Annotated in this window: 17 protein-coding genes; 13 read left to right on the plus strand and 4 right to left on the minus strand. The window is 64.6% G+C overall.

The window, feature by feature from the left end; genetic code table 11:
- The first annotated feature begins 746 nt into the window (after positions 1-746).
- The 12 genes from HN018_RS20680 to HN018_RS20735 all read left to right on the plus strand — a co-directional run bounded on the left by HN018_RS20680 (position 747) and on the right by HN018_RS20735 (position 15,275).
- Positions 747-1,739 (plus strand): SDR family oxidoreductase, encoded by a 993-nt coding sequence (locus HN018_RS20680; protein ID WP_171837034.1) that lies wholly within the window; start codon positions 747-749, stop codon positions 1,737-1,739.
- Positions 1,739-3,532 carry a glycoside hydrolase family 15 protein gene (locus HN018_RS20685; protein WP_171837033.1) on the plus strand — a complete coding sequence of 598 codons (1,794 nt, stop codon included), beginning with the start codon at positions 1,739-1,741 and terminating at the stop codon, positions 3,530-3,532. The genes HN018_RS20680 and HN018_RS20685 overlap by 1 nt, the downstream gene beginning before the upstream one ends.
- A gap of 333 nt (positions 3,533-3,865) precedes the next feature.
- Entirely contained in the window at positions 3,866-4,525 is a 660-nt protein-coding gene (locus HN018_RS20690; RefSeq protein ID WP_171837032.1) for a cytochrome c3 family protein, read from the plus strand.
- Positions 4,526-4,556: 31 nt separating this feature from the next.
- The gene (locus HN018_RS20695; protein WP_171837031.1) at positions 4,557-7,535 is read left to right on the plus strand and encodes a TAT-variant-translocated molybdopterin oxidoreductase; all 2,979 of its coding nucleotides are present in this window, start codon (positions 4,557-4,559) and stop codon (positions 7,533-7,535) included.
- A gap of 2 nt (positions 7,536-7,537) precedes the next feature.
- Positions 7,538-9,502: a quinol:electron acceptor oxidoreductase subunit ActD gene (locus HN018_RS20700; RefSeq protein WP_172443503.1), complete on the plus strand. Its 1,965-nt coding sequence runs from the start codon at positions 7,538-7,540 to the stop codon at positions 9,500-9,502.
- Entirely contained in the window at positions 9,499-10,059 is a 561-nt protein-coding gene (locus tag HN018_RS20705; protein ID WP_239478871.1) for a c-type cytochrome, read from the plus strand. Before HN018_RS20700 ends, HN018_RS20705 begins: the two co-directional genes overlap by 4 nt.
- A gap of 11 nt (positions 10,060-10,070) precedes the next feature.
- Complete coding sequence (locus HN018_RS20710; RefSeq protein ID WP_172443504.1) at positions 10,071-11,099, plus strand: hypothetical protein; 1,029 nt, start codon at positions 10,071-10,073, stop codon at positions 11,097-11,099.
- Complete coding sequence (locus HN018_RS20715; protein ID WP_171837028.1) at positions 11,086-11,634, plus strand: hypothetical protein; 549 nt, start codon at positions 11,086-11,088, stop codon at positions 11,632-11,634. Before HN018_RS20710 ends, HN018_RS20715 begins: the two co-directional genes overlap by 14 nt.
- Positions 11,631-12,626 (plus strand): cytochrome c oxidase subunit II, encoded by a 996-nt coding sequence (gene coxB / locus HN018_RS20720; protein WP_171837027.1) that lies wholly within the window; start codon positions 11,631-11,633, stop codon positions 12,624-12,626. Before HN018_RS20715 ends, coxB begins: the two co-directional genes overlap by 4 nt.
- Entirely contained in the window at positions 12,623-14,293 is a 1,671-nt protein-coding gene (gene ctaD, locus HN018_RS20725) for a cytochrome c oxidase subunit I (RefSeq protein ID WP_171837026.1), read from the plus strand. Before coxB ends, ctaD begins: the two co-directional genes overlap by 4 nt.
- Positions 14,290-14,970 (plus strand): cytochrome c oxidase subunit 3, encoded by a 681-nt coding sequence (locus HN018_RS20730; RefSeq protein ID WP_171837025.1) that lies wholly within the window; start codon positions 14,290-14,292, stop codon positions 14,968-14,970. The genes ctaD and HN018_RS20730 overlap by 4 nt, the downstream gene beginning before the upstream one ends.
- Positions 14,970-15,275 carry an oxidase gene (locus tag HN018_RS20735; protein WP_171837024.1) on the plus strand — a complete coding sequence of 102 codons (306 nt, stop codon included), beginning with the start codon at positions 14,970-14,972 and terminating at the stop codon, positions 15,273-15,275. The genes HN018_RS20730 and HN018_RS20735 overlap by 1 nt, the downstream gene beginning before the upstream one ends.
- Before the next feature lie 19 nt (positions 15,276-15,294).
- Here the strand turns inward: HN018_RS20735 and HN018_RS20740 are convergent, their stop codons facing one another.
- The 4 genes from HN018_RS20740 to HN018_RS20755 form a co-directional block, all read right to left on the minus strand.
- On the minus strand, positions 15,295-15,924 hold the full coding sequence (locus tag HN018_RS20740) for a PDZ domain-containing protein (RefSeq protein ID WP_171837023.1): 630 nt from the start codon (positions 15,922-15,924) through the stop codon (positions 15,295-15,297).
- A gap of 119 nt (positions 15,925-16,043) precedes the next feature.
- Positions 16,044-16,463, minus strand: coding sequence for a YidB family protein (locus tag HN018_RS20745; RefSeq protein ID WP_171837022.1), 420 nt, complete (start codon positions 16,461-16,463; stop codon positions 16,044-16,046).
- A gap of 256 nt (positions 16,464-16,719) precedes the next feature.
- Positions 16,720-17,199, minus strand: a complete 480-nt coding sequence (locus HN018_RS20750; RefSeq protein ID WP_171837021.1) for a CreA family protein — start codon at positions 17,197-17,199, stop codon at positions 16,720-16,722.
- Positions 17,196-18,773: a GMC oxidoreductase gene (locus HN018_RS20755; protein WP_171837020.1), complete on the minus strand. Its 1,578-nt coding sequence runs from the start codon at positions 18,771-18,773 to the stop codon at positions 17,196-17,198. Before HN018_RS20755 ends, HN018_RS20750 begins: the two co-directional genes overlap by 4 nt.
- A 33-nt stretch (positions 18,774-18,806) precedes the next feature.
- Between HN018_RS20755 and HN018_RS20760 the strand changes: the two genes are divergently transcribed.
- Entirely contained in the window at positions 18,807-20,039 is a 1,233-nt protein-coding gene (locus tag HN018_RS20760; protein ID WP_204259594.1) for a sulfite oxidase, read from the plus strand.
- Positions 20,040-20,044 lie beyond the last annotated feature (5 nt).

Below are 20,044 nucleotides of genomic sequence, written 5' to 3' on the forward strand. Positions count from 1 at the left end.
GCAGGGTGACGGCTGAGCCGCTGTCTCTGCCGCAACCGCTTCTTCGCCTTTACTTGAGGCTAAATACCGAAGGGAGCGGCCGTCGGTGCGACCGCAACCACCGGTGTGCCGTCATGCATGACGCCCCGACCCCGCCACCATCGCGAAAGCAATTGCTGCGATGGCTGATAGCTCAAGAGAGGAAGCAGCGCGCGCCTGGTGCGTCGCGCTCCCGGCTGGTACGCGTGCCGTTGGCTCCAGGACTACCAGGAACCGAATATATGTTGTCGAGCAGGCCATCGTGGCTTTGTGCTCGCGCTTGCATATCGAAAAGCCCTTTTGACGGCGCGGCCACAACCTTGAATGATGCTGACCTTCAATCGACGTGCTCGATAAGTCCCCGAGCACCTTAACCCCGCGCGAACCACCAGCTGGCAGCATGCAAAGGTCTCTGCTTTCCGAACTTTGTTACGGGCGGTCAGAGAACTAATGCCAGGTCGGACCATCCAATCCATCAGCCGGGTAGCCATCGACCGGTTGAGGCCCCCACTCGCGCACCCTGTGCCTGAAGTTGCTGACACTCGTGCTCATGGTGCCCTGCTCAGACAGAAGCGACGAACGCTGGCGTGGTGCCACCGGCTCGGCTCCTGATGCCATCCCGCCGGACGCCTTTCGGCGCAGTCCCGCAACTCACGACTTGGGTCCGATGAACTTAGCCGTCCGACCGGACTTGGAAGGGTCGTAGTTCCGTTCCAGAGGATCAGCTGATGCCAAAGATCGCAGTCATCACCGGCGCAGGCGCCGGCGTGGGGCGGGCGACCGCGGAAGAGTTCGCACGCCAGGGCTACGATGTCGCCCTGCTCTCCCGCGACGAGGACCGGCTCGAGCGGGCTGTCGGCCAGCTTCGCCTCCATGGCATCCGCGCTCTCCCGATCCCGACCGATGTCGCCGACGCCGAAGCTGTCGAGGCCGCGGCGACGCGGGTCGAGGAAGAACTCGGGCCGATCGACGTTTGGGTGAATGTCGCGATGGCCACGGTGTTCGCGCCGGTCAGCAAGCTGACCGCAGCCGAGTTCGAGCGCGGCACCAAGGTCACCTATCTTGGACAGGTGCACGGCACGATGGCGGCCCTGTCGCGCATGCGGACGCGGAACCGGGGCACCATCGTCAATGTAGGCTCGGCGCTAGGCTATCGGTCGGTGCCGTTGCAGTCGATCTATTGCGGAGCGAAATTCGCCATACGCGGATTCACCGACAGCCTCCGTTCGGAAATCATCCACGACAAGCTCGATGTGCACCTGACCATGGTCGACCTGCCGGCGATCAACACGCCCCAGTTCGACTGGGCAATGAACAAGATGGGCTTCAAGGCCAAGCCGGTGGCGCCGATCTACCAGCCAGAGGTTCCGGCGCGTGCAATATTCTTTGCAGCCACACACAAGCGACGGCAAATCTGGGTCGGCTATCCGACCGTGCAGGCGATCCTCGCCAACAGGATCGCGCCCGGGCTGATCGATCGCTATCTGGCCAAGGCCGGCTATAGCGGACAGCTGACCGGCACGCCGCTTGCCCCGGATGCGCCGGCAAACCTGTATGAGCCGGTACCTGGCGATTACGGCGCGCATGGCCGGTTCGACAAGAGGTCGAAAACCGGAAGCTGGGAAATGTTCACCGATCGTCACCGCATGGCATTCTGGGCAGCCGCCGGAATCGGACTGGTGGCCGGCATCCACCTGATCGCCAGGCGACTGGACGTCTGATGAGCAATCCCATCGAGGATTACGCACTGATCGGCGACGGCGAGACCGCAGCGCTGGTCAGCCGCGAGGGATCGATCGACTGGCTATGCTGGCCACGCTTCGACGACGATTCCTGTTTCGCGGCGCTGCTCGGCACGCCGGAGAATGGGCGCTGGCTGCTCAGGCCGGCCGTGACGGTCGTGTCAAGCAGCCGGCGCTACCAGCCCGATACGCTGGTGATGGAGACCGACCTGGAGACAGCGGATGGAGCGATCCGGTTGATCGATTTCATGCCGATGCGGGAAGGATCGACATCTTCGCTGGTACGAGTGGTTGTCGGGCTTCGTGGACAAGTGGTCAGCCGCATGGAGCTGCAACTGAGGTTCGACTACGGCACGCTGCCGCCCTGGAGCGAGCAGACCGCGGACGGAATTGTCGCGAAGGTCGGGCCCGACCTGATCGTTCTGCACGCACCCGTGGCGATCGAGGTGCAGCAGCATATGAGCCAAGCGACATTCACTGTCGAAGTGGGGCAGCGCCTCGCCTTCGTGCTGAGCTACAGCCCGGCACATCTGCCGGTGCCATCGCGGATCGATGCGGAACGGGCGCTCACTATCACCCAGTCGTTCTGGCGTGAATGGTCCGGCCGCTTCGATGACAGCAGAACCCAGTGGCCGGAAGCGGTGCGCCGTTCGCTGATCACCCTGAAGGCAATGATCCACCGGCCGAGCGGCGGCCTGGTCGCCGCCCCGACCACATCGCTGCCCGAAGCGCCCGGCGGCAAGATGAACTGGGACTACCGCTATTGCTGGCTGCGCGACGCGACGTTCACCCTCGGCGCGCTGCTCAATGCCGGCTACCGGCACGAGGCGGAGCAATGGCGCGACTGGCTGCTGCGGGTGATCGCCGGATCTCCCGAACGGGTGCGGATCATGTACCGGATCGACGGCGCCCGGCATCTGAGCGAATGGTCGGTCGACGACCTGCCTGGCTATCGCCATGCGGTCCCGGTCCGGGTCGGCAACGCAGCGTCCACCCAGCACCAGATCGACGTGTTCGGCGAAGTGCTCGATTGTCTTAGTCTGGCTCGCGAAGGCGGCGTGCCGGCATCGGCCCAGCAGGCTTTCGCCGAGCGCAGGATCGTCGAGCATCTCGAGAACGTCTGGAACACCAAGGGATCCGGCGTGTGGGAGTCCCGCGACGAGTTGCGGCAATATACCTATTCCAAGGCCATGGCATGGGTCGGCATCGATCGGTTCCTGCGGGAGTATGGCGAGCGCCTGTCGGCATCGGGGGATGAAGATGCGGCCCTGGTCCATCGATTGTCGGCTCTGCGCCAGACCATTCACGACGAGGTCTGTCGCGAGGGCTGGAACGAGGGGCTCGGCACCTTCACCCAGTATTATGGCGGCCAGGAAATCGACGCGAGCCTGCTGCTGATGCCGCTCGTCGGGTTCCTGCCGGCAGACGATCCGCGCATGAGATCGACGATCGACACCATCCAGCGAGAGCTCAGCGAGGACGGCCTGATCCGGCGCATGAAGGCAAAGTCCGATGGCCCCAATGAAGGTGCATTTCTTGCCTGCTCCTTCTGGATGGCGGACTGCCTCAACCTGCTGGGCCGAACCGATGAGGCCAAGGCCCAGCTTGAGCGAGCGTTGTCGGTCCGCAACGATGTCGGATTGCTGTCCGAAGAATACGACGTACCGGGTAGACACCTTGCCGGCAACTTTCCGCAGGCGCTTAGCCACCTGGCGCTAGTCAATACCGCCCTGGGGCTATCCGGCCCCGTACTGAATCGCGGCGGCGCATAACGGGATACGATAATTCTGGTTGCGCCGAAATCACCGCCACACTTTTAAGTGACCATTAAAGTCAAACATGGTTGATCTATTATGGATCAGATCCGGGTCGTACCGCCGAAGCGTTTGCCATTCGGGGTCGGCCATGCGAGCTTCTTCGAGGCGGAGCCGGAAGGAAAATCGGGTGTTATATCGCTCTCTTCCTTGCGCGGACTGGGTGCGCAGAATGGGTGTATTATATAACGCACCGCTATCGGGACTCACGCGAGCGTGAACATTGACCGAATGCAGGCTTCAACGATTGCTTGCAACGCGATGCTCCTGCCGCTGCACTGCTCCTGATCGATGCGGCAGCTATTCGCCCCCGGCGCGGACGCGATCCTTCGCCTGGTATTCCTTGTTCTGGCCGTCATGGTCGTCGGAGGGCTGGCTGTCGTCAACGGTGTTTCCCGATCCGACTATTTCTATGGTGTCGGGGTGGCACCCGAGCAGCCGGTCCCGTTCAGCCACAAACATCATTCCGGCGAACTCGGGCTCGACTGCCGCTACTGCCATACGTCGGTGGAGGTTGCGGCGACATCCGGGATCCCGCCGACCTGGACCTGCATGACCTGTCATTCGCAGATCTGGACCGGGTCGCAGATGCTGGCGCCGGTCCGCGAGAGCCTGGCCAACAACCGGCCGCTGCACTGGGCGCGCGTCAACCGGCTGCCCGAATACGTTTATTATAACCACTCGATCCACGTGACCAAAGGCATCGGCTGCTCGAGCTGCCACGGCGCGATGGACACGATGCAACTGACCTACCGGGCCAACGCCTTCAAGATGGAGTTCTGCATCACCTGCCATCGGAACCCGGAGAAGTTCATCCGGCCAGCGGCGGAAGTGTGGAACATGTCGTGGAAGCCGGCGGCGGATCAGGCCGTACTCGGCAAGATGCTGGTCATGCAGAACCATATCCGTCCGGCAGCCCAACTCACCGACTGCTCGATATGCCATCGATGACACAGCCCAGCCACGAAGGGATCATCTGATCATGGCAGCCGATCCGGACGATATCGGCGCACTCCGTGCAGCTCTGCGAGCACGCGGCGGTGCCGGCGGTCCGACCGCGTGGCGCAGCCTGGAAGACCTGGCCGGGACGCCCGCCTTCCGCCGTTTCCTGAAGGCCGAGTATCCGGGCGTCGCCAATGTTGCAGGCCCGGGCTCGACGCTGCTCGGCAGCCCGATCGATCGCCGGCGCTTCTTCCGGGTCATGGCTGCCTCGCTGGCACTGGCCGGGCTCGCCGGTTGCGACGACGACAGCGACACCGATGGCCGCACCGAGGAAATACCCTACGTCCGCGACCCCGCGCATATCATTGCCAGCACGAACACGCGGTATGCCACGGCGACGCTGACCGACGGGTTCGCCAACGGCGTGCATGTCGTCACCCGCAACGGACGCCCGCACAAGATCGAGAGCAACACCGAGCATCCCTGGACACGTGGCGGGACCGACGTGCTCGGACAGGCCTCGATCCTCGGACTTTACGATCCGTTCCGCTCGCAGACCGTGCTGCGGTCCGGCCGGCCCACCGACTGGGACACGTTCCGGGCGATGATGCTGGCGCCGATCGCCGTCGCGCGGGCGCGGCAGGGCGACGGATTGCGCCTGCTGACCGGGCCGATTACCTCGCCGTCCCTGGCGGCGCAGATCGCCCGGTTCCACACCGAACTTCCCGGCCTGCACTGGCACAGCCACGAACCAATCTCGCGTGCCCCGATACGCGACGGCAGCCAGCAGGCGTTCGGCCGATCGCTGGAAACACGCTGGCGCTTCGACAAGGCCCATGTCGTTGTGGCGCTCGACGGGGATTTCCTCGATCCTGGCCCGCAGCAGGTCGGCGCCTCGCGCGACTGGATCGAGGCACGCCGCGCATCCGCCAGGTCCGCAACCCTGTTGACGCTGCATTCGTTCAGCCCGACGCCCAGCCTGACCAGCGCGAAGGCCGATTATCACGCACCGATGTCCGCGCGCGAAATCGCCAGCCTTGCCGACTGTCTCGCCACCGGCCAGGCCTGGACCGGCCCGGCATCGGCGGCGGTGCAGCAGGCGATCGCCGCGCTGGAAGGCGCCCGGGGCCAGGGCATCGTGCATGTCGGCGTGTCGCAACCGGCTTCGGTGCATGCGGCTGTCCATCGCGCCAATGCCCGCCTTGGGAATCTCGGTGCGAGCGTGCTGCAAACCGAGAGCCCGGTCGCGGCAGCCGAGGATGTCGCATCGCTGCTGGCCGCGATGCAGGCGGGACAGGTGCAGACGCTGGTGATGATCGGCACCAACCCGCTCTACGACATGCCGGCCGATCTCGATTTCGCAGCCCGGCTCGAACATGTACCGCTCAAGATCCATGCTGGCGACTACGCGGACGAGACCGCGGAATCCTGCGACTGGCACCTTCCGCTGGCTCATCCGCTGGAGGCCTGGGGCGATGCACGCGCCTTCGACGGCACCGTGTCGCTGATGCAGCCGACGATCGCGCCGTTCTATGAAGGAAGGTCGCCGCAGGAGATCCTGTCGTTGCTGACCGACCCCGAGCCGCAAAGCGGTCAGGCGCTGCTGAAGGCCTATTGGGGAACCCAGTGGGGCGACGCCACCGACAATCGCTGGCATTTGTCGCTACGCCGGGGCTTCGTTGCCGACAGCGCGTTCGCGCCGGTGCCGGTGTCGCTTATCCGGGCAAGCACCTCGCCGGTGGCCGCACCCGACGCCGCCGGGCTCGAACTGCTGTTCCGTCCAGACCCGAGCATCCGCGACGGCGCCAGCATCAACGCCAACAATGCGTGGCTGCAGGAACTTCCCAAGCCGCTCAGCAAGATCGTCTGGGAAAACGTGGTGGCGATCTCGCCGCGCCTGGCGCAGCGCGAGGGGCTCGGCAATGGCGACCTGGTGACGCTGGAGGCCGGTGGACATCGCATCGAGGCACCGGTCTGGATCACGCCGGGACAGGCGGAGAACACCCTGACGATGACGCTGGGGTATGGCCGGCGCACCGCCGACATGCTGGCGACAAATCTCGGCTACGACGCCTATGCGTTGCAGCGCGGCGCCACGCCCTGGGGCCGCGACGACGCGACGCTGCGGAGAACCGGCCGCCGCGCGCAGATCGCGACGACGCAGGACCATTCCTCGATGGAAGGCCACGAGTTCGTCCGGATGCAGCAGCCCGGTGCGCGCCAGAACGACGAGGCCTCGCTGAAACCGGCCACGCTGTATGCCTCGGGCGGAGTCGAGAAGCCGGGCGATGGCCGTGCCTGGGGCATGGTGATCGATCTCGACAGCTGCATCGGCTGCAATGCCTGCGTGGTCGCCTGCCAGTCCGAGAACAACATCGCCGTGGTCGGCAAGGACCAGGTGATGCAGGGGCGCGAAATGCACTGGCTGCGGATCGACCGCTATTACGAAGGCGATCTCGATGCGCCTGATACGCGGTTCCAGCCGGTGCCGTGCATGCATTGCGAGGACGCGCCCTGCGAAGTCGGCTGCCCGGTGGAAGCCACGCTGCACGACCATGAAGGGCTGAACCTTATGGTCTACAACCGGTGCGTCGGCACCCGCGCGTGCTCCGGCTACTGCCCGTACAAGGTGCGGCACTTCAACTACCTGGATTATTCCGCCGGCGCGAAACCATCGATACAGGCCGGGCGCAATCCCGACGTCACCGTCCGCGCCATCGGCGTGATGGAGAAATGCACCTACTGCGTGCAGCGGATCGCCGAGGCGCGGATCGACAGCGACAAGTCCGGACAGCCGATTGCGGATGGCGTGGTACAGACCGCCTGCCAGACATCGTGCCCGACCCGCGCGATCAGTTTCGGCAACCTGGAGGACCCGACCGCGCAGGTCACGGCGCAACGGCGTGACGACCGGAACTACGCCCTGCTCGGCGAACTCGGGGTCAAGCCGCGCACCACCTATCTCGCCGGGCTATTGCCGCCGGCGACGACGCAGCCTGCGACCGACGGCAAGTCGTGACCATGAAGAACGACATGCCGTCCGGCACCACTGCGTTCCTGGACCCGCAGGAGACCTACGAGAGCATCGGCCTGCAGGTGGAGCAGGCGACGTTCGGCGGTATCGGCCTGACATGGTGGCTGGCGCTGCTGGCAGCACTCGGATTGATCGGTGTCCTCGTCGTATCCGTGCTCTGGCTGCTGTATGAAGGCGTCGGCATCTGGGGCAACAACGTCCCGGTCACCTGGGCGCTCGACATTGTCGGATACGACTGGTGGATCGGCCTCGCGACCGGCTCGCTCGGGATCTCGGTCATCCTGTTGCTGCTGAACCAGGGATGGCGCAGCTCGATCAGCCGTATCAGCGAAACCGTCGCGGTGCTGGCGGCGGTCGCGGCCGCGATCTACCCGATCATCCATCTGGGGCGGCCATGGTTCTTCTACTGGAACCTGCCCTATCCGAACACGCTGCTGTTGTGGCCGCAGTTTCGCAGTCCGCTGTACTGGGACGCGATCGACATCGTCAGCTACCTGACCATCAGCGTATCGTTCTGGTATCTCGGCATGCTGCCGGATTTCGCCAGCCTTCGCGATCGCGCCATCGACCGCATGCATGCCGAGGATGCGGGCAAGTTCGCGAAACGGGTGGCCCAAGCCTATGGCGTCGCAGCACTGGGCTGGCGCGGTTCGGCGGCGCATTGGCATCGCTGGAGCCTGGCGCTGCGCACCATCGGCCTGCTCGGGCTGATCGTCGTCGTCTCGTTGCAGACCGGCGCCGCAGTGATGTTTGCGGGCAGTCTCGAGCCGGGCTGGCACGACACGATGATGCCGGTCACCTTCGTTATCGACGCGCTGTTTTCCGGGATCGCCGCGACAGCGGTGGTCATCGTCTTGCTGCGCAGCGCCTTCTCGCTCGGCGGCCTGATCACGAGTGCCCATCTCGACCGGCTGGCCTGGCTGCTGCTCGGGTTCGGGCTTGCCGATCTCTATTGCCTGGCCACCGAGAATTTCGGCACCCTGATCACCGGCGACAGCTACGCGATGTCGGCCCTCGGGCAGCGAGTGCATGGGCCGCATGCCTGGGCGTTCTGGATCATGCTGCTCGCGGCGATCGTGCCGGTGCAGCTGTTCTGGCTGCGTGGTGCGCGAAAAGCCGCACCGTTGCTGCTGCTCGTCGGGCTGTCGGTCTGCATCGGCAGTTGGGCCGACCATTTCATGGTCATCGTCGCCACGCTGCAGCGCGATTTCCTGCCGTCCGTCGACAAGGGCTACAGCATCGGCATCTGGGGCGCCGCCACCTTCGCCGGCTCCTGCGGCCTGTTCCTGTTCCTGCTGCTGCTCGGGCTTCGGGTGCTGCCGATCCTGTCGCTGGTCGAGACGCGCAGGCTGACCCATCCGGGTGCGGAATCCACACGCACGCCGGTCGCCTCCGACACGCTCGACCTGCCCAAGGATGCACCGATCTGGGGCGTGGCCGGTGAGTTTGCAGAAGCCTCGGACATGATTGACGCAGCTCGGTCCCTGCGCGGCCGCAGGCTCGGCCGCGTCGACCTCTATTCGCCGCTGCCGGTTACCGACGCGCCCGCGGTGCTCGGAATGTCGCGCCGGCCGATCCAGCCCTTTGCCGTGGCCGGGGTGATCGTCGGTGCGGCCGCGATGATGGGGATGTGCCTCTACGCCACCGGCTACGACTACGTCTTCAACATCGGCGGACGGCCGCGTTTTTCCTGGCCGGCCTTCATGGTGCCCACGGTCTCGTTCGCGATGATGGCCGGCACGATCGCCACGGTGGCCGCGATGCTGTTCCAGAACCGGCTGCCCCGGCTCAACCACCCGGCCTTCAACATCCCCGGGATCGGCGGTGCCAGCCGGGACCGGTTCTTCCTGGTGGTCGAGAAGCAGGGCGAGGACTTCGATGCCGGCCGCGTGGAACTCGCCTTCCAGGCGCTGCCGGAGCGTCCGCTCGTGGTGCATCGGGTGCGGCGATGATCCGACGCCGGCCGCGCACGCGCATGACCCTGCTGCTGCTCCCGGTGCTGGCTTTGCTGCCGGCGGGCTGCAAGCGGCATGACATGTATAGCCAGGGCAAGGCAAAAACCTGGGACGCCAGCCGGTTCTTTCCCAACCAGCAATCGATGCGCCTGCCGCCCGAGGGCGCGGTGCCGGTCGAGGAAGCCAATCCCGACGTCGCACAGCCGCCTGTGGCTACCCAGGCGATGCTCGAACGCGGCGAGCAGCGCTTCAACATATTCTGCGCGCCCTGCCATGCGCGCAGCGGCGACGGCGACGGCATGATCGTGCAGCGCGGCTTCCCGCACCCGCCCTCGTTCAACGGCGACCGGCTGCGCCAGGCATCGGCCCAGCATTTCTATGACGTCATCACCAATGGATACGGCGTCATGTACAGCTACGGCGAGCGGGTGAGCTCCGCCGATCGCTGGGCGGTGATCGCCTATATCCGTGCATTGCAGCGCAGCCAGGGGACTCCCGTATCCGCACTGACCGCGCAGGACCACGCGGCACTCGACGCGGTGCCTACGCAATGAACCGCCGGCCGTTGCTGATTCTGGGGACCGGGCTGGTGCTGCTGCTGGTGCTGCTCGTTGTCGGCCTGGCTGGCGTGCGGGTGATGCCATCGTATCTTTCTGCCTGGCTGTTCGTGATGTCGGTGCCGATGGGCGCCTTGCTGCTGGTCAGCGGCCTGGAGGCCCTCGGAACGCAGGCGATGCCGGCGTCGGACCATTCGCCAACGCTGGCGACGCTGCTGCCGCCCTTACAGATGTTGCTGCCGCTGCTGCCCGTGGTTGCAATGTGCGGCCTGCCAATCCTGCTGCTGTCTCCCACCCTCTACGACCCGGCCGCATGGCCCGCCGGGGGGATCGGCCGCGGCTGGTTTGCGCATGGTCCGTTCAGCGTGCGGATGGTGGTGTTTCTCGCGGCCTGGAGCGTTCTGGCTCTGCTATTCAGCGTACCGGCGCGGTCCGGCAGCCGTCCCGGCCTCGCCGGCTTCACCTTCGCGATCGTGCTCGTAACCGGCACCCTTGCGGCGTTCGACTGGACGATGGCGGTCCAGCCGGGCATTGCCTCGTCCTCGTTTGGATTGCTGGTGCTGGCCGGCGGCGCGGTCTCGGCCGTTGCCGTTGCCAGCCTGCTGCCGGTTCCGGGTTCGCGCAGCTTCGCAATACCCCTGCTGTCGATGCTGGCAATCTGGATGTTCCTGCATTTCAGCCAGTTCCTGGTGATCTGGTCGGCAAATAAGCCCGACGAGGCGACCTGGTATCTGCAGCGGATCGGCGGGTTCGGTGCAGTCTGGCTGTGGTTCGCGACGCTGATGTTCGTGCTGGCCCTGGTGCTGTTGCTGCCGAACCGCGAGGCCTGGCGACGACCTGTAACGATCGTTGCCAGCCTGGCGCTGCTGGTCCGGCTGCTCGAAAGCTTCTGGCTGATCACCCCGGCTTTTCGCGGCAGCTTTTCCGTGTCGATCGTCGATGTGCTTGCCGTGTGCGGCCTGGTTGCGGTGGTCGTCGGCGTTCGAATCGGTGGCTGGCTGCCGGCAGGCAGGGGACATCGTCATGTCCGCACCTGAACAGAAACAAGGTCATCGCCGTCGCAACGGGATGGTGCTGCTGTTCGCCGGCGCCATCGGCGGGGTAAGCGCGCTGGTGATGGGAAAGGCCGCCCGACGCCGGTTCCAGGCGACCGGCGACGACCCGTTCGGCGAGGAAACCGGTCGCGGCGAGCCCGCGACGCCGCCCGCTCGACAGGCCCTCGAGAAGGGGTTCGAGACCGAGGATATGAGTGCGGCCACGATGGGCATGCTGACGGTCGGGCTCGGGGTCGCGATCGCTGTCGCGATCTGGCTGATGGTGATCATGCTGCAGGGCTTCAGGGCGGATCGTCGCGAGGCGCCACCGCTTACGGCACAGCAGACCGCGCCGCTCGAACCGCCATCGCCGCGTGTGCAGAAGGACCCGCTGGGCGATATCGCGGCGCTACGGCAGCGCGAAAACGTGCTGCTGAACCACTATGGATGGGTGGATGCGACCCACCAGCGTGCCCGTATCCCGATCGGCGTCGCGGTGAGCCGTACCATCGGCCAGAGGCTCGATAGCGCGCCATGAACGGGCAATCCCCGGGCCCGTCGGATTACCCGCTGCTGCTGTGGCCGCAGGCGGCATCGGCGGACGCGGTGCAGTCGGACCACCTGATCTGGAGCTTCACGCTCCTGACCCTGGTGCTGACGGTGCCGATATTCCTGTCGATCGCCTGGTTCGCCTTTCACTTCCGGGCCGGCAAGGAAGCGCACCGGCAATATTCGGACAAGCGAAGCCGCCTGCTCGAGGTGAGCTGGATGCTGATCCCGTTCCTGCTCACGCTCGGGTTCTTCTACTGGGGCGCCAAGCTGTTCGACCGGCACAAGCACGCACCGGCGAATGCGCTCCGGATCGAGGCGATCGGCCGGCAATGGATGTGGAAGTTCCAGCATCCGGGTGGGCAGGCCGAGATCAACGACCTGCATGTGCCGACCGGCCAGCCGATCCTGATCAACATGATCTCGCAGGACGTCATCCACGCATTGTACCTTCCGGCGCTGCGCATCCAGATGGAGACGTTGCCGGGCCGCTATACCCAGCTCTGGTTCAAGGCCGACAAGCCCGGCGTGTATCGGCTCTATTGCTCGGAGTATTGCGGCACCGATCACTCCAAGATGGACGGCCTGCTGACGATCATGACACCGACCGACTATTCAAACTGGCTCCGTCGCAGCGGTAACTCAACGTCGCTCGCATCGCAGGGCAAGATGCTGTTCTCGTCCTATGGTTGCGCCGGCTGTCATGACCAGGGCTCGGTCGTCCGGGCGCCGTCGCTGGCCGGCCTGTTCGGCAGCCCGGTGCCGCTCGAGGCGGGCGGCACGCTCATCGCCGGCGACGGCTATATCCGCGACAAAATTCTCTATCCCGATCACAACCTGATCGCCGGATACAAGCAGGTGATGCCGTCCTTCAAGGGCGTGGTGCAGGAGGGCGACCTCGTACTGCTCACTGCCTACATCAAGTCGCTTCCCGCACCCGGCGCCGCCGGCTCGACCCCCGGACCGGAGAAGACCCAATGAGCCCGTCCGATCTCGTTCTCGGCCGCGTCTCCGAAGGCGTGCGCGAGCCCCATCCCGGGCGCACCACCATCGATCGCGAGCCGGACTACCTGCATGACGAGCACACGCTACGCTCCTGGCTCGGTTCCACCGACCACAAGCGCATCGGCATCCTGTACCTGCTGAGCATCACCTTCTTTTTCATTATTGGCGCCTGTGCCGCAGGCCTGATCCGGCTGTCGCTGGTGGTGCCGAACGGACAGATTTTCAGCAACGACACCTACAACAAGCTGTTCACCATCCACGGGGTGGTGATGGTGTGGTTCTTCCTGATCCCGTCGATCCCCGCGACATTCGGCAACTTCATCATGCCGATCATGATCGGCGCCAAGGACGTCGCGTTCCCGCGGCTCAATCGAACCAGCTGGTACATCTTCATGACCGGGGCGTTCTTCACCCTGTTCACGGTCGTGGTCGGCGGTGTCGATACCGGATGGACCTTCTATGCCCCGTTCTCGACCACCTTCTCCAACACCTGGGTGGTGCCGGCGCTGATCGGGGTGATCGTGGTCGGGTTCTCCTCGATCCTCACCGGGCTGAACTTCATCGTCACCATCCACACCATGCGCGCACCGGGCATGACCTGGTTCCGCATGCCGATCTTCGTGTGGACCATGTATGCGACCAGCCTGATCTTCCTGCTGGCGACGCCGGTCATCACCATCGCGCTGATCCTGCTGGTGATGGAGCGCGCGTTCCATATCGGCGTGTTCGATCCCGCCCTCGGCGGCGACCCGGTATTGTTCGAGCACCTGTTCTGGTTCTATTCGCACCCGGCCGTCTACATCATGGTGCTGCCGGGCATGGGTGTGATCAGCGAGATCGTGCCGGCCTTCGCCCAGAAGAAACTGTTCGGCTACCGCTTCGTGGCCTACGCCTCGATCGGTCTCGCCTCGCTGACCTTCTTCGTCTGGGGCCACCACATGTTCGTCAACGGCGAGAGCGAAACCTCGGCCGTGGTGTTCTCGGTACTGTCGTTCGCGGTCGCGGTGCCGTCGGCGGTCAAGGTCTATAACTGGACCGCCACCATCTACAAAGGCAGCCTCAAGCTCGACACGCCGATGCTCTACGCGATGGGCTATATCGGTCTGTTCGTGGTCGGCGGACTGACCGGGCTGTTCCTGGCGACGCTGGCGGTCGACGAGCACGTGCACGACACCTACTTCGTGGTAGCGCATTTCCACTACATCATGGTCGGCGGCACGGCGCTCGCCTTCCTGGGCGGGCTGCATTACTGGTGGCCGAAATTCACCGGCCGGATGTATCCGGAAGCTCTGGGAAGGTTATCTGCCTTCTTCATCTTCATCGGGTTCAACACGACGTTTTTCCCGCAATTTTTGCTCGGCTATCTGGGCATGCCACGGCGCTACCATAACTATCCGCCGGAATTCCAGCTGCTGAACATCCTGTCCTCGGCCGGCAGCGTGGTCCTGGCGCTTGGCTACCTGTTCCCGATGTTCTACCTCACCTGGTCGCTTCGCTACGGCAAGCGGGCTCCGGCCAACCCCTGGAATGCCAAGGGCCTGGAATGGACGACGTCGTCGCCACCGCCGAAGCATAATTTCGAGACGCCGCCGACCGTCGATTTCGAGCCCTACGACTACATCGCCCGCGAGGACCGGGTGTGAGCGGCACGGTCGCCCATCTCAATACCGGTCCGACAGCGGAAGTCGGGCTCGAGCGCGAGGAACATTTCACCACCGACGGGCAGCAGATCCATGCCGCGAAATTCGGCCTGTGGTGCTGGCTGCTGACCGAACTCCTGCTGTTCGCGGGCCTGTTCCTGACGGCTCTGGTCCTGCGCATCATGCATCCGCAGGCGGTCACCGAGGTCGCCAAGCACCTGAAGTTCTGGATCGGCGCCACCAATACCGCCGTGCTGATCGTGTCCAGTTTCACCATGTCCGGGGCGATCGAGCTGTCCCGCCTCGGCTGGCAGCGCGGTATGGTGCGCTGCATGTTGGCGACCGCAGCGCTCGGATCGCTGTTCCTGGTGCTGAAGGGATACGAGTATTACGAGGACTGGGACGAGCACATGATGCCGTTCCTGTCGTCGCGTCCGTACGTGTTGACACAGGACCCATCCAGCAGGCTCTTTACCGACCTCTACTATATAACTACCGGGCTGCACGGGCTGCATCTGTTGACCGGCGTGTCGATCCTGCTGGTCATGACATGGATGGCGAGCCGGCCCGGCTTCCTCGGCCGGCGTCAGAACCGGATCGAGATCTTCGGCCTGTACTGGCACTTCATCGACCTGATCTGGATTATCGTGTTCCCGGTCCTCTACGTGTTGAACCGCTGATGGCACTCGTCGCGCTTACCGAAGCAGACCGCCGCCTGCTCTGGTCCAAGATGCGTACGCCGGCGATCGTGCTGGTCGTGCTGCTGCTCATGCTCGGCACGATCGTGCTGCTGGGCGCCTGGCTGCCGTTCCGACAGGCCTGGATCATCGAAGCAGTGCTTACCCTGCTCATGGTCGGGACAGTGTTGATCGTCTCGATGGAGCTCGGCGCGGAGCCCCCGATCATCCGCTTCTTCGCCGTCGTCGGCTTCTTCTGGGTCGCCATCCTGTTCGGGATGACGCTGCTGGACTATTTCACGCGCTGACAGTCGCGACCGCGATGGATCAACGCTGCTGGATCGCCTGCGCCTGACCCGGCTGCGGCTGCGGGACGGGCGACGTCCGATGTGAAAAGCATCCGGCCTCATAGCAACCAATCAGCGCGACCGCGCCGATGCCGATCGCCACCTTGGTACCGGTCGACATCCCGTGCGATGCAGGCTCGTTGTCCCGACCCGGCCGGCCATCGCCGTCTGTCGTGTTTCCCAGGGGCCCGAGCGTCACGTTCACGCGCTGGGCCTGCTGTGGCCCGCCCCCGGCCGGCATGTAGTCGACAGCCACCTGACGGCCGGGCGGTATCGCTGCGACATAGGCGGCGAAGGTCACGATGCTGGGAAACACCCGGCGATCGATGGCGATGATCTGGTCGCCGACGTCGAACCCAGCCTGGGCACCGGCCGATCCGGGCCGGACCGCCTTCACCCTCATGATTTCGAAGATCATGCCACCGTCCGAGATCTGCTGGGCTCGCTCGACATCCAGGCCGAGCCTTCCGCCGCTGTGCGGAAGGCTGGACGCCTCCTGGGGCGAAAGGAGCTGATATCCCATCCGGTTTTCGGCCCGAGCCGGTTGCGGCAGCAACTGCGGAAACAGGAAGGATGCCGCCACAAGCGGGCCGACGATGCGTGGTGTCATTTCCATTCGTCCCGATGAGTCCGGCGCTCTCGATCAAGCGCGATGAACGACGATGGCTCCGGAACAAACCCTGCGATCGGCGGCCGGTGCCAGTATTCCGAATGGGCCCGATCGGCAGGCTAGACCGAGACGGTGCCTTCGTCCGGTATCTGGCCGTTCGGTGTCATGCCATGGACGGCGTTCGGCAGATGCTGGCTGAGCTGGGACAGGAAGTCGCTGGGCTGCATGCCGGCCTGGCTCGCCATGCTCTGGACCTGGTCCTGACCGAACACGCTCTGCAGTTGCCCGGGTGATACCGACTGGTTGGCACCGTTGCCGATCCAGGATTCGGCAATATGGCCGAGGCCGGCCTGCTGGAAGCTGGACAGCAAGCCACCGATGCCACCGGCCATGCCCTGGCCGCCCGCCATTCCACCCATACCCTGTCCGCCGGCCTGGTTGCCGCCGCCAAGCATGTTCATCAGGATGCCACCGATCGGGGAGGCGCCACCGCCGGAACCGCCCATCAGGCCGCCAATCACCGAATCAAGAAGTCCCATAGTCGCAGCCCTAATGGTTGATGTTCATTGACTAGAACCGAGCCCGGCAAGGTCTCGAAGACGATTCAACACTGTGCAAAACCGTCCGGTCCCGCCCTTCCGATTTACTGAAATCCGTCCGGCCTTCGATATAATGGCCGTTTTCCAGTCAAACCTGGGGGACAGTCCTGTAACCCGAAGGCTGCGGAGAGGTTTCAGCGGCTCGACGATAGTTTCCGTCGTGACACTGGCCGTGCTCCGCCACCGGCAGGATTGTCTACTGCGTATCGAGCGGGACCGCGGTGATCGAGTTGTAGGGGCTGCCCCCCGTCGTCAACGCCTTGGTCGACCAGGCCAGATAGAGCAGTACGCGCTTGTCGCGGTCATAGATCCGGGACACGCGCAGCTCCTTGAAAAAGAACGAGGTGCTCTGGCCGAAAACGACCTCATTATCGGGCAGGTTGCCCGTGGGGATCGGCTTACCGGTCGCGCGGCACGCGAGCGAGAAGCGCGACGGGTCGGTCGCCAGCCCAAGCGAGCCTTTCACGCCACCGGTTTCCGCGTGCGAGAGGTAGCACGACACGCCGCTGACCTTGGGGTCGTCGTAGCGATCGACCACGATCTTGTCGTTTCGGCCCACCAGTCGGAAGGTCGTGCTGACCGCACCGATCCGGACGCCATCGTCGGCCAGGGCGGCGGGAATGGTCGCGAGCAGGGCCAGCGTCGCGCCGGCACTTATGCGCTTCAGACGTGTCATGCGTTCAGCCTGCCCTTGATATGATCCGCGACGCGGAGTGCGTTGGCGATGATGGTCAGTGTCGGGTTCACCGCGCCGATCGACGGAAAGAAGCTGGCGTCGGTGATATAGAGGTTGTCGAGCTGGTGCGCCTTGCAGTCGAGATCGAGCACCGACGATTTCGGATCGGGACCGAAGCGGCAGGTCCCGGCCTGGTGCGCGGTCCCACCGATCGGGATATCCTTGCCGAGATACAGGTTCCGGTCGATCAGCCCCGGCCACGCCCCCATCGGTGCCACGATCTTCTTCAGCTTGGCCCGCAGACGCCTGGCCGCCTCCTCGCTGCTCTCCTCGACCTCCAGCACGACCCTGTCGCCATCGTAGCGGACGCGGTTTTCCGGCCGCGGCAGGTCCTCGCTTTGCAGCCAGAAATCCATCGAATGCCGGGCCATCATCTCGAACGGCATCTCCGGCATCCATGACAGGAAGCCCGGCAATGCCTCGCCGCGAATCTGCTCGCCATGCGACGCGGCGCACATCTGGATCAGGCCGAGCGGAAACTCCCAGTCGTCGGCTCCGAAATAATAGTCGCTGAGCGCCAGCGTCTTCTGGAACACGGTGTCGTTCGGCTCCTTCAGCAGCGCCATCACCACCGACATGGTATGACGCATGTAATTACGGCCGACCTGGTCCGAGCCGTTCGCGAGTCCGGTGGAATGGGTGTCGGACGCGGATCGCAGCAACAGCAGCGCCGAGCTGAGCGCCCCGGCGGCCACCACGACGATATCAGCGGAATACTGCTCGTCCCGGTTCTCGCGGCGTACATGGACACGGCTGACGCTCCGGCCGCTGGCATCGGTTTCCAGCTTCGTCACGTAGGCGCCGGTCAGCAGCGTGAAGTTCGGATACGCTGCGCGCGTCGGATCGACGCAGATCACCTGCGCATCCGCCTTGGCATTCACCGCGCAGGGGAAGCCGTCGAACGCATCGCATCGTATGCACGGGCTGTAGGTCGTGGCGCTGCCGTCGGGGTTCTGGTCGAGCTTGATGCCGAGCGGCAGATGGAACGGATGCAGGCCCTGCCGCTGCAGCACATCGCTCAGCTCCTGCACGCGCGGCTCGTGCTTGACCGGCGGGTAGGCGTACGGTGCGCTCGACCATGGCTCGGTCGGATCCTCGCCACGCTGGCCATGCACGTGGAACAGCGTCTCGGCCTGGGTATAATATGGCTCGAACACGTCGTAGCCGACTGGCCAGGCCGGCGAGAGTCCGTCCTTGTGCTGGATTTCGCCGAAGTCGCGCTCTCGCAGCCGAAACAGGGCGGAGCCATAGACCTTGGAATTGCCGCCGACATAGTAATGCAGGCCTGGATGAAAACTCTCACCCTTCCGGCCGTACCAGGTTTCAGTAGCCTGATAGGTCCCGTCGACGAACACGGTCTTGGAGTCCCAGTTGCTTCTCGACCGCGGCAGGTAGTCGCCGCGCTCGAGCATCAGGATGCGCTTGCCGGTTGGCGCCAGCCGTTGCGCCAGGGCACCGCCGCCAGGTCCGCTACCAATGACGATAATGTCGTAATGGTCGCCAGTCGCTGCCATGATCCGTTATCTTCCAGTTCTCGAATTTGTCAGGTGATCAACCTCTGGGTTGCGATCCGGTTCGCAGGGCCCGGTCGGGTCAAAATCACGCCACCGTCGATGCAGGACGCACCTTGCGGCGCCCATGACGTTAGGAGCCATGGAAAAGCGACCGCAACCGGAGACACGAGCATCCCTAGTCCATTCGCCTCCAGGCACGACCTGATCGTCCACTCCCACGAGCCCTATAATGCCGAGCCGAGACTCGACCGGCTCAGGGCGGCGTCGATAACCCGGCAGTCGGACTTCTATGTCCGCAGCCATGGCAATATCCCGCAGCTGGACGGGGCCGGACACCGATTGAAGGTCGGTGGCCTCGTGCGGACACCTCTCGAACTGACGGTCGATAACCTCAGGACCCGGTTCACCGAGCGATCGGTCATGGCTGTCATGCAATGCGCCGGCAACCGCCGCGCCGATATGCAGGGGGTGAAACCAACCTCCGGGGATCCCTGGGCGCCGGGTGCGATCGGCAATGCTGTCTGGACCGGCGTCTCGCTGCGCGACGTGCTGCATGCGGCGGCTGCCGAAGCCGATCCGGCCCTGCATGTGGCATTCGACGCCTGCGACGATGTGGACATGCAAGGGGAAGGGCACTTCAAGTACGGCGTTTCGATCCCGATGCCCAAGGCGGTTTCACCGGACGTGTTGCTTGCCTATGCAATGAATGGCGAGGCACTGGCTCCGGAACACGGCTACCCGTTGCGTGTCGTGGTGCCGGGCTTTGCCGGCGTGCGCAGCCCGAAATGGCTGTCGCGGATCACCGTGCAGGATGCGCCATCCGACAATCATATGCAGGCCCGGGACTACAAGCTGCTGCCCGCGGATGTCACCGAGGGCACCGTCGACTGGGACCAGGGCGTCACGATCTACGACATGCCGCTCAATTCGGCGATCTGCGAGCCTGCGGCAAACTCGGTTCTGGATGCCGGACGAACCACCCTGCGCGGCTATGCGGTCGTGACGGCACGCACGATCGTCCGCGTCGACGTTTCGATCGATGGAGGCAGGAGCTGGAGCCAGGCCAAGCTCGAGCACGACGCCGCCGCACTCTGGAGCTGGACCTTCTGGAGCATCACCCTCGATCTTCAGGAAGGCTCGCATGAGCTGGTCGTCAGGGCCTGGGACTCAGCCGGTCAAACCCAGCCGGCACAGCCGGACGATGTCTGGAACTTCAAGGGCTATCTGAGCGCCGCCTGGCACCGCATCCAGGTGTCGGCACGCTGAAATCT

Origin of the sequence: Lichenicola cladoniae, from assembly GCF_013201075.1 — a bacterium.
In the GTDB taxonomy this organism is placed as follows: Bacteria; Pseudomonadota; Alphaproteobacteria; order Acetobacterales; family Acetobacteraceae; genus Lichenicola; species Lichenicola cladoniae.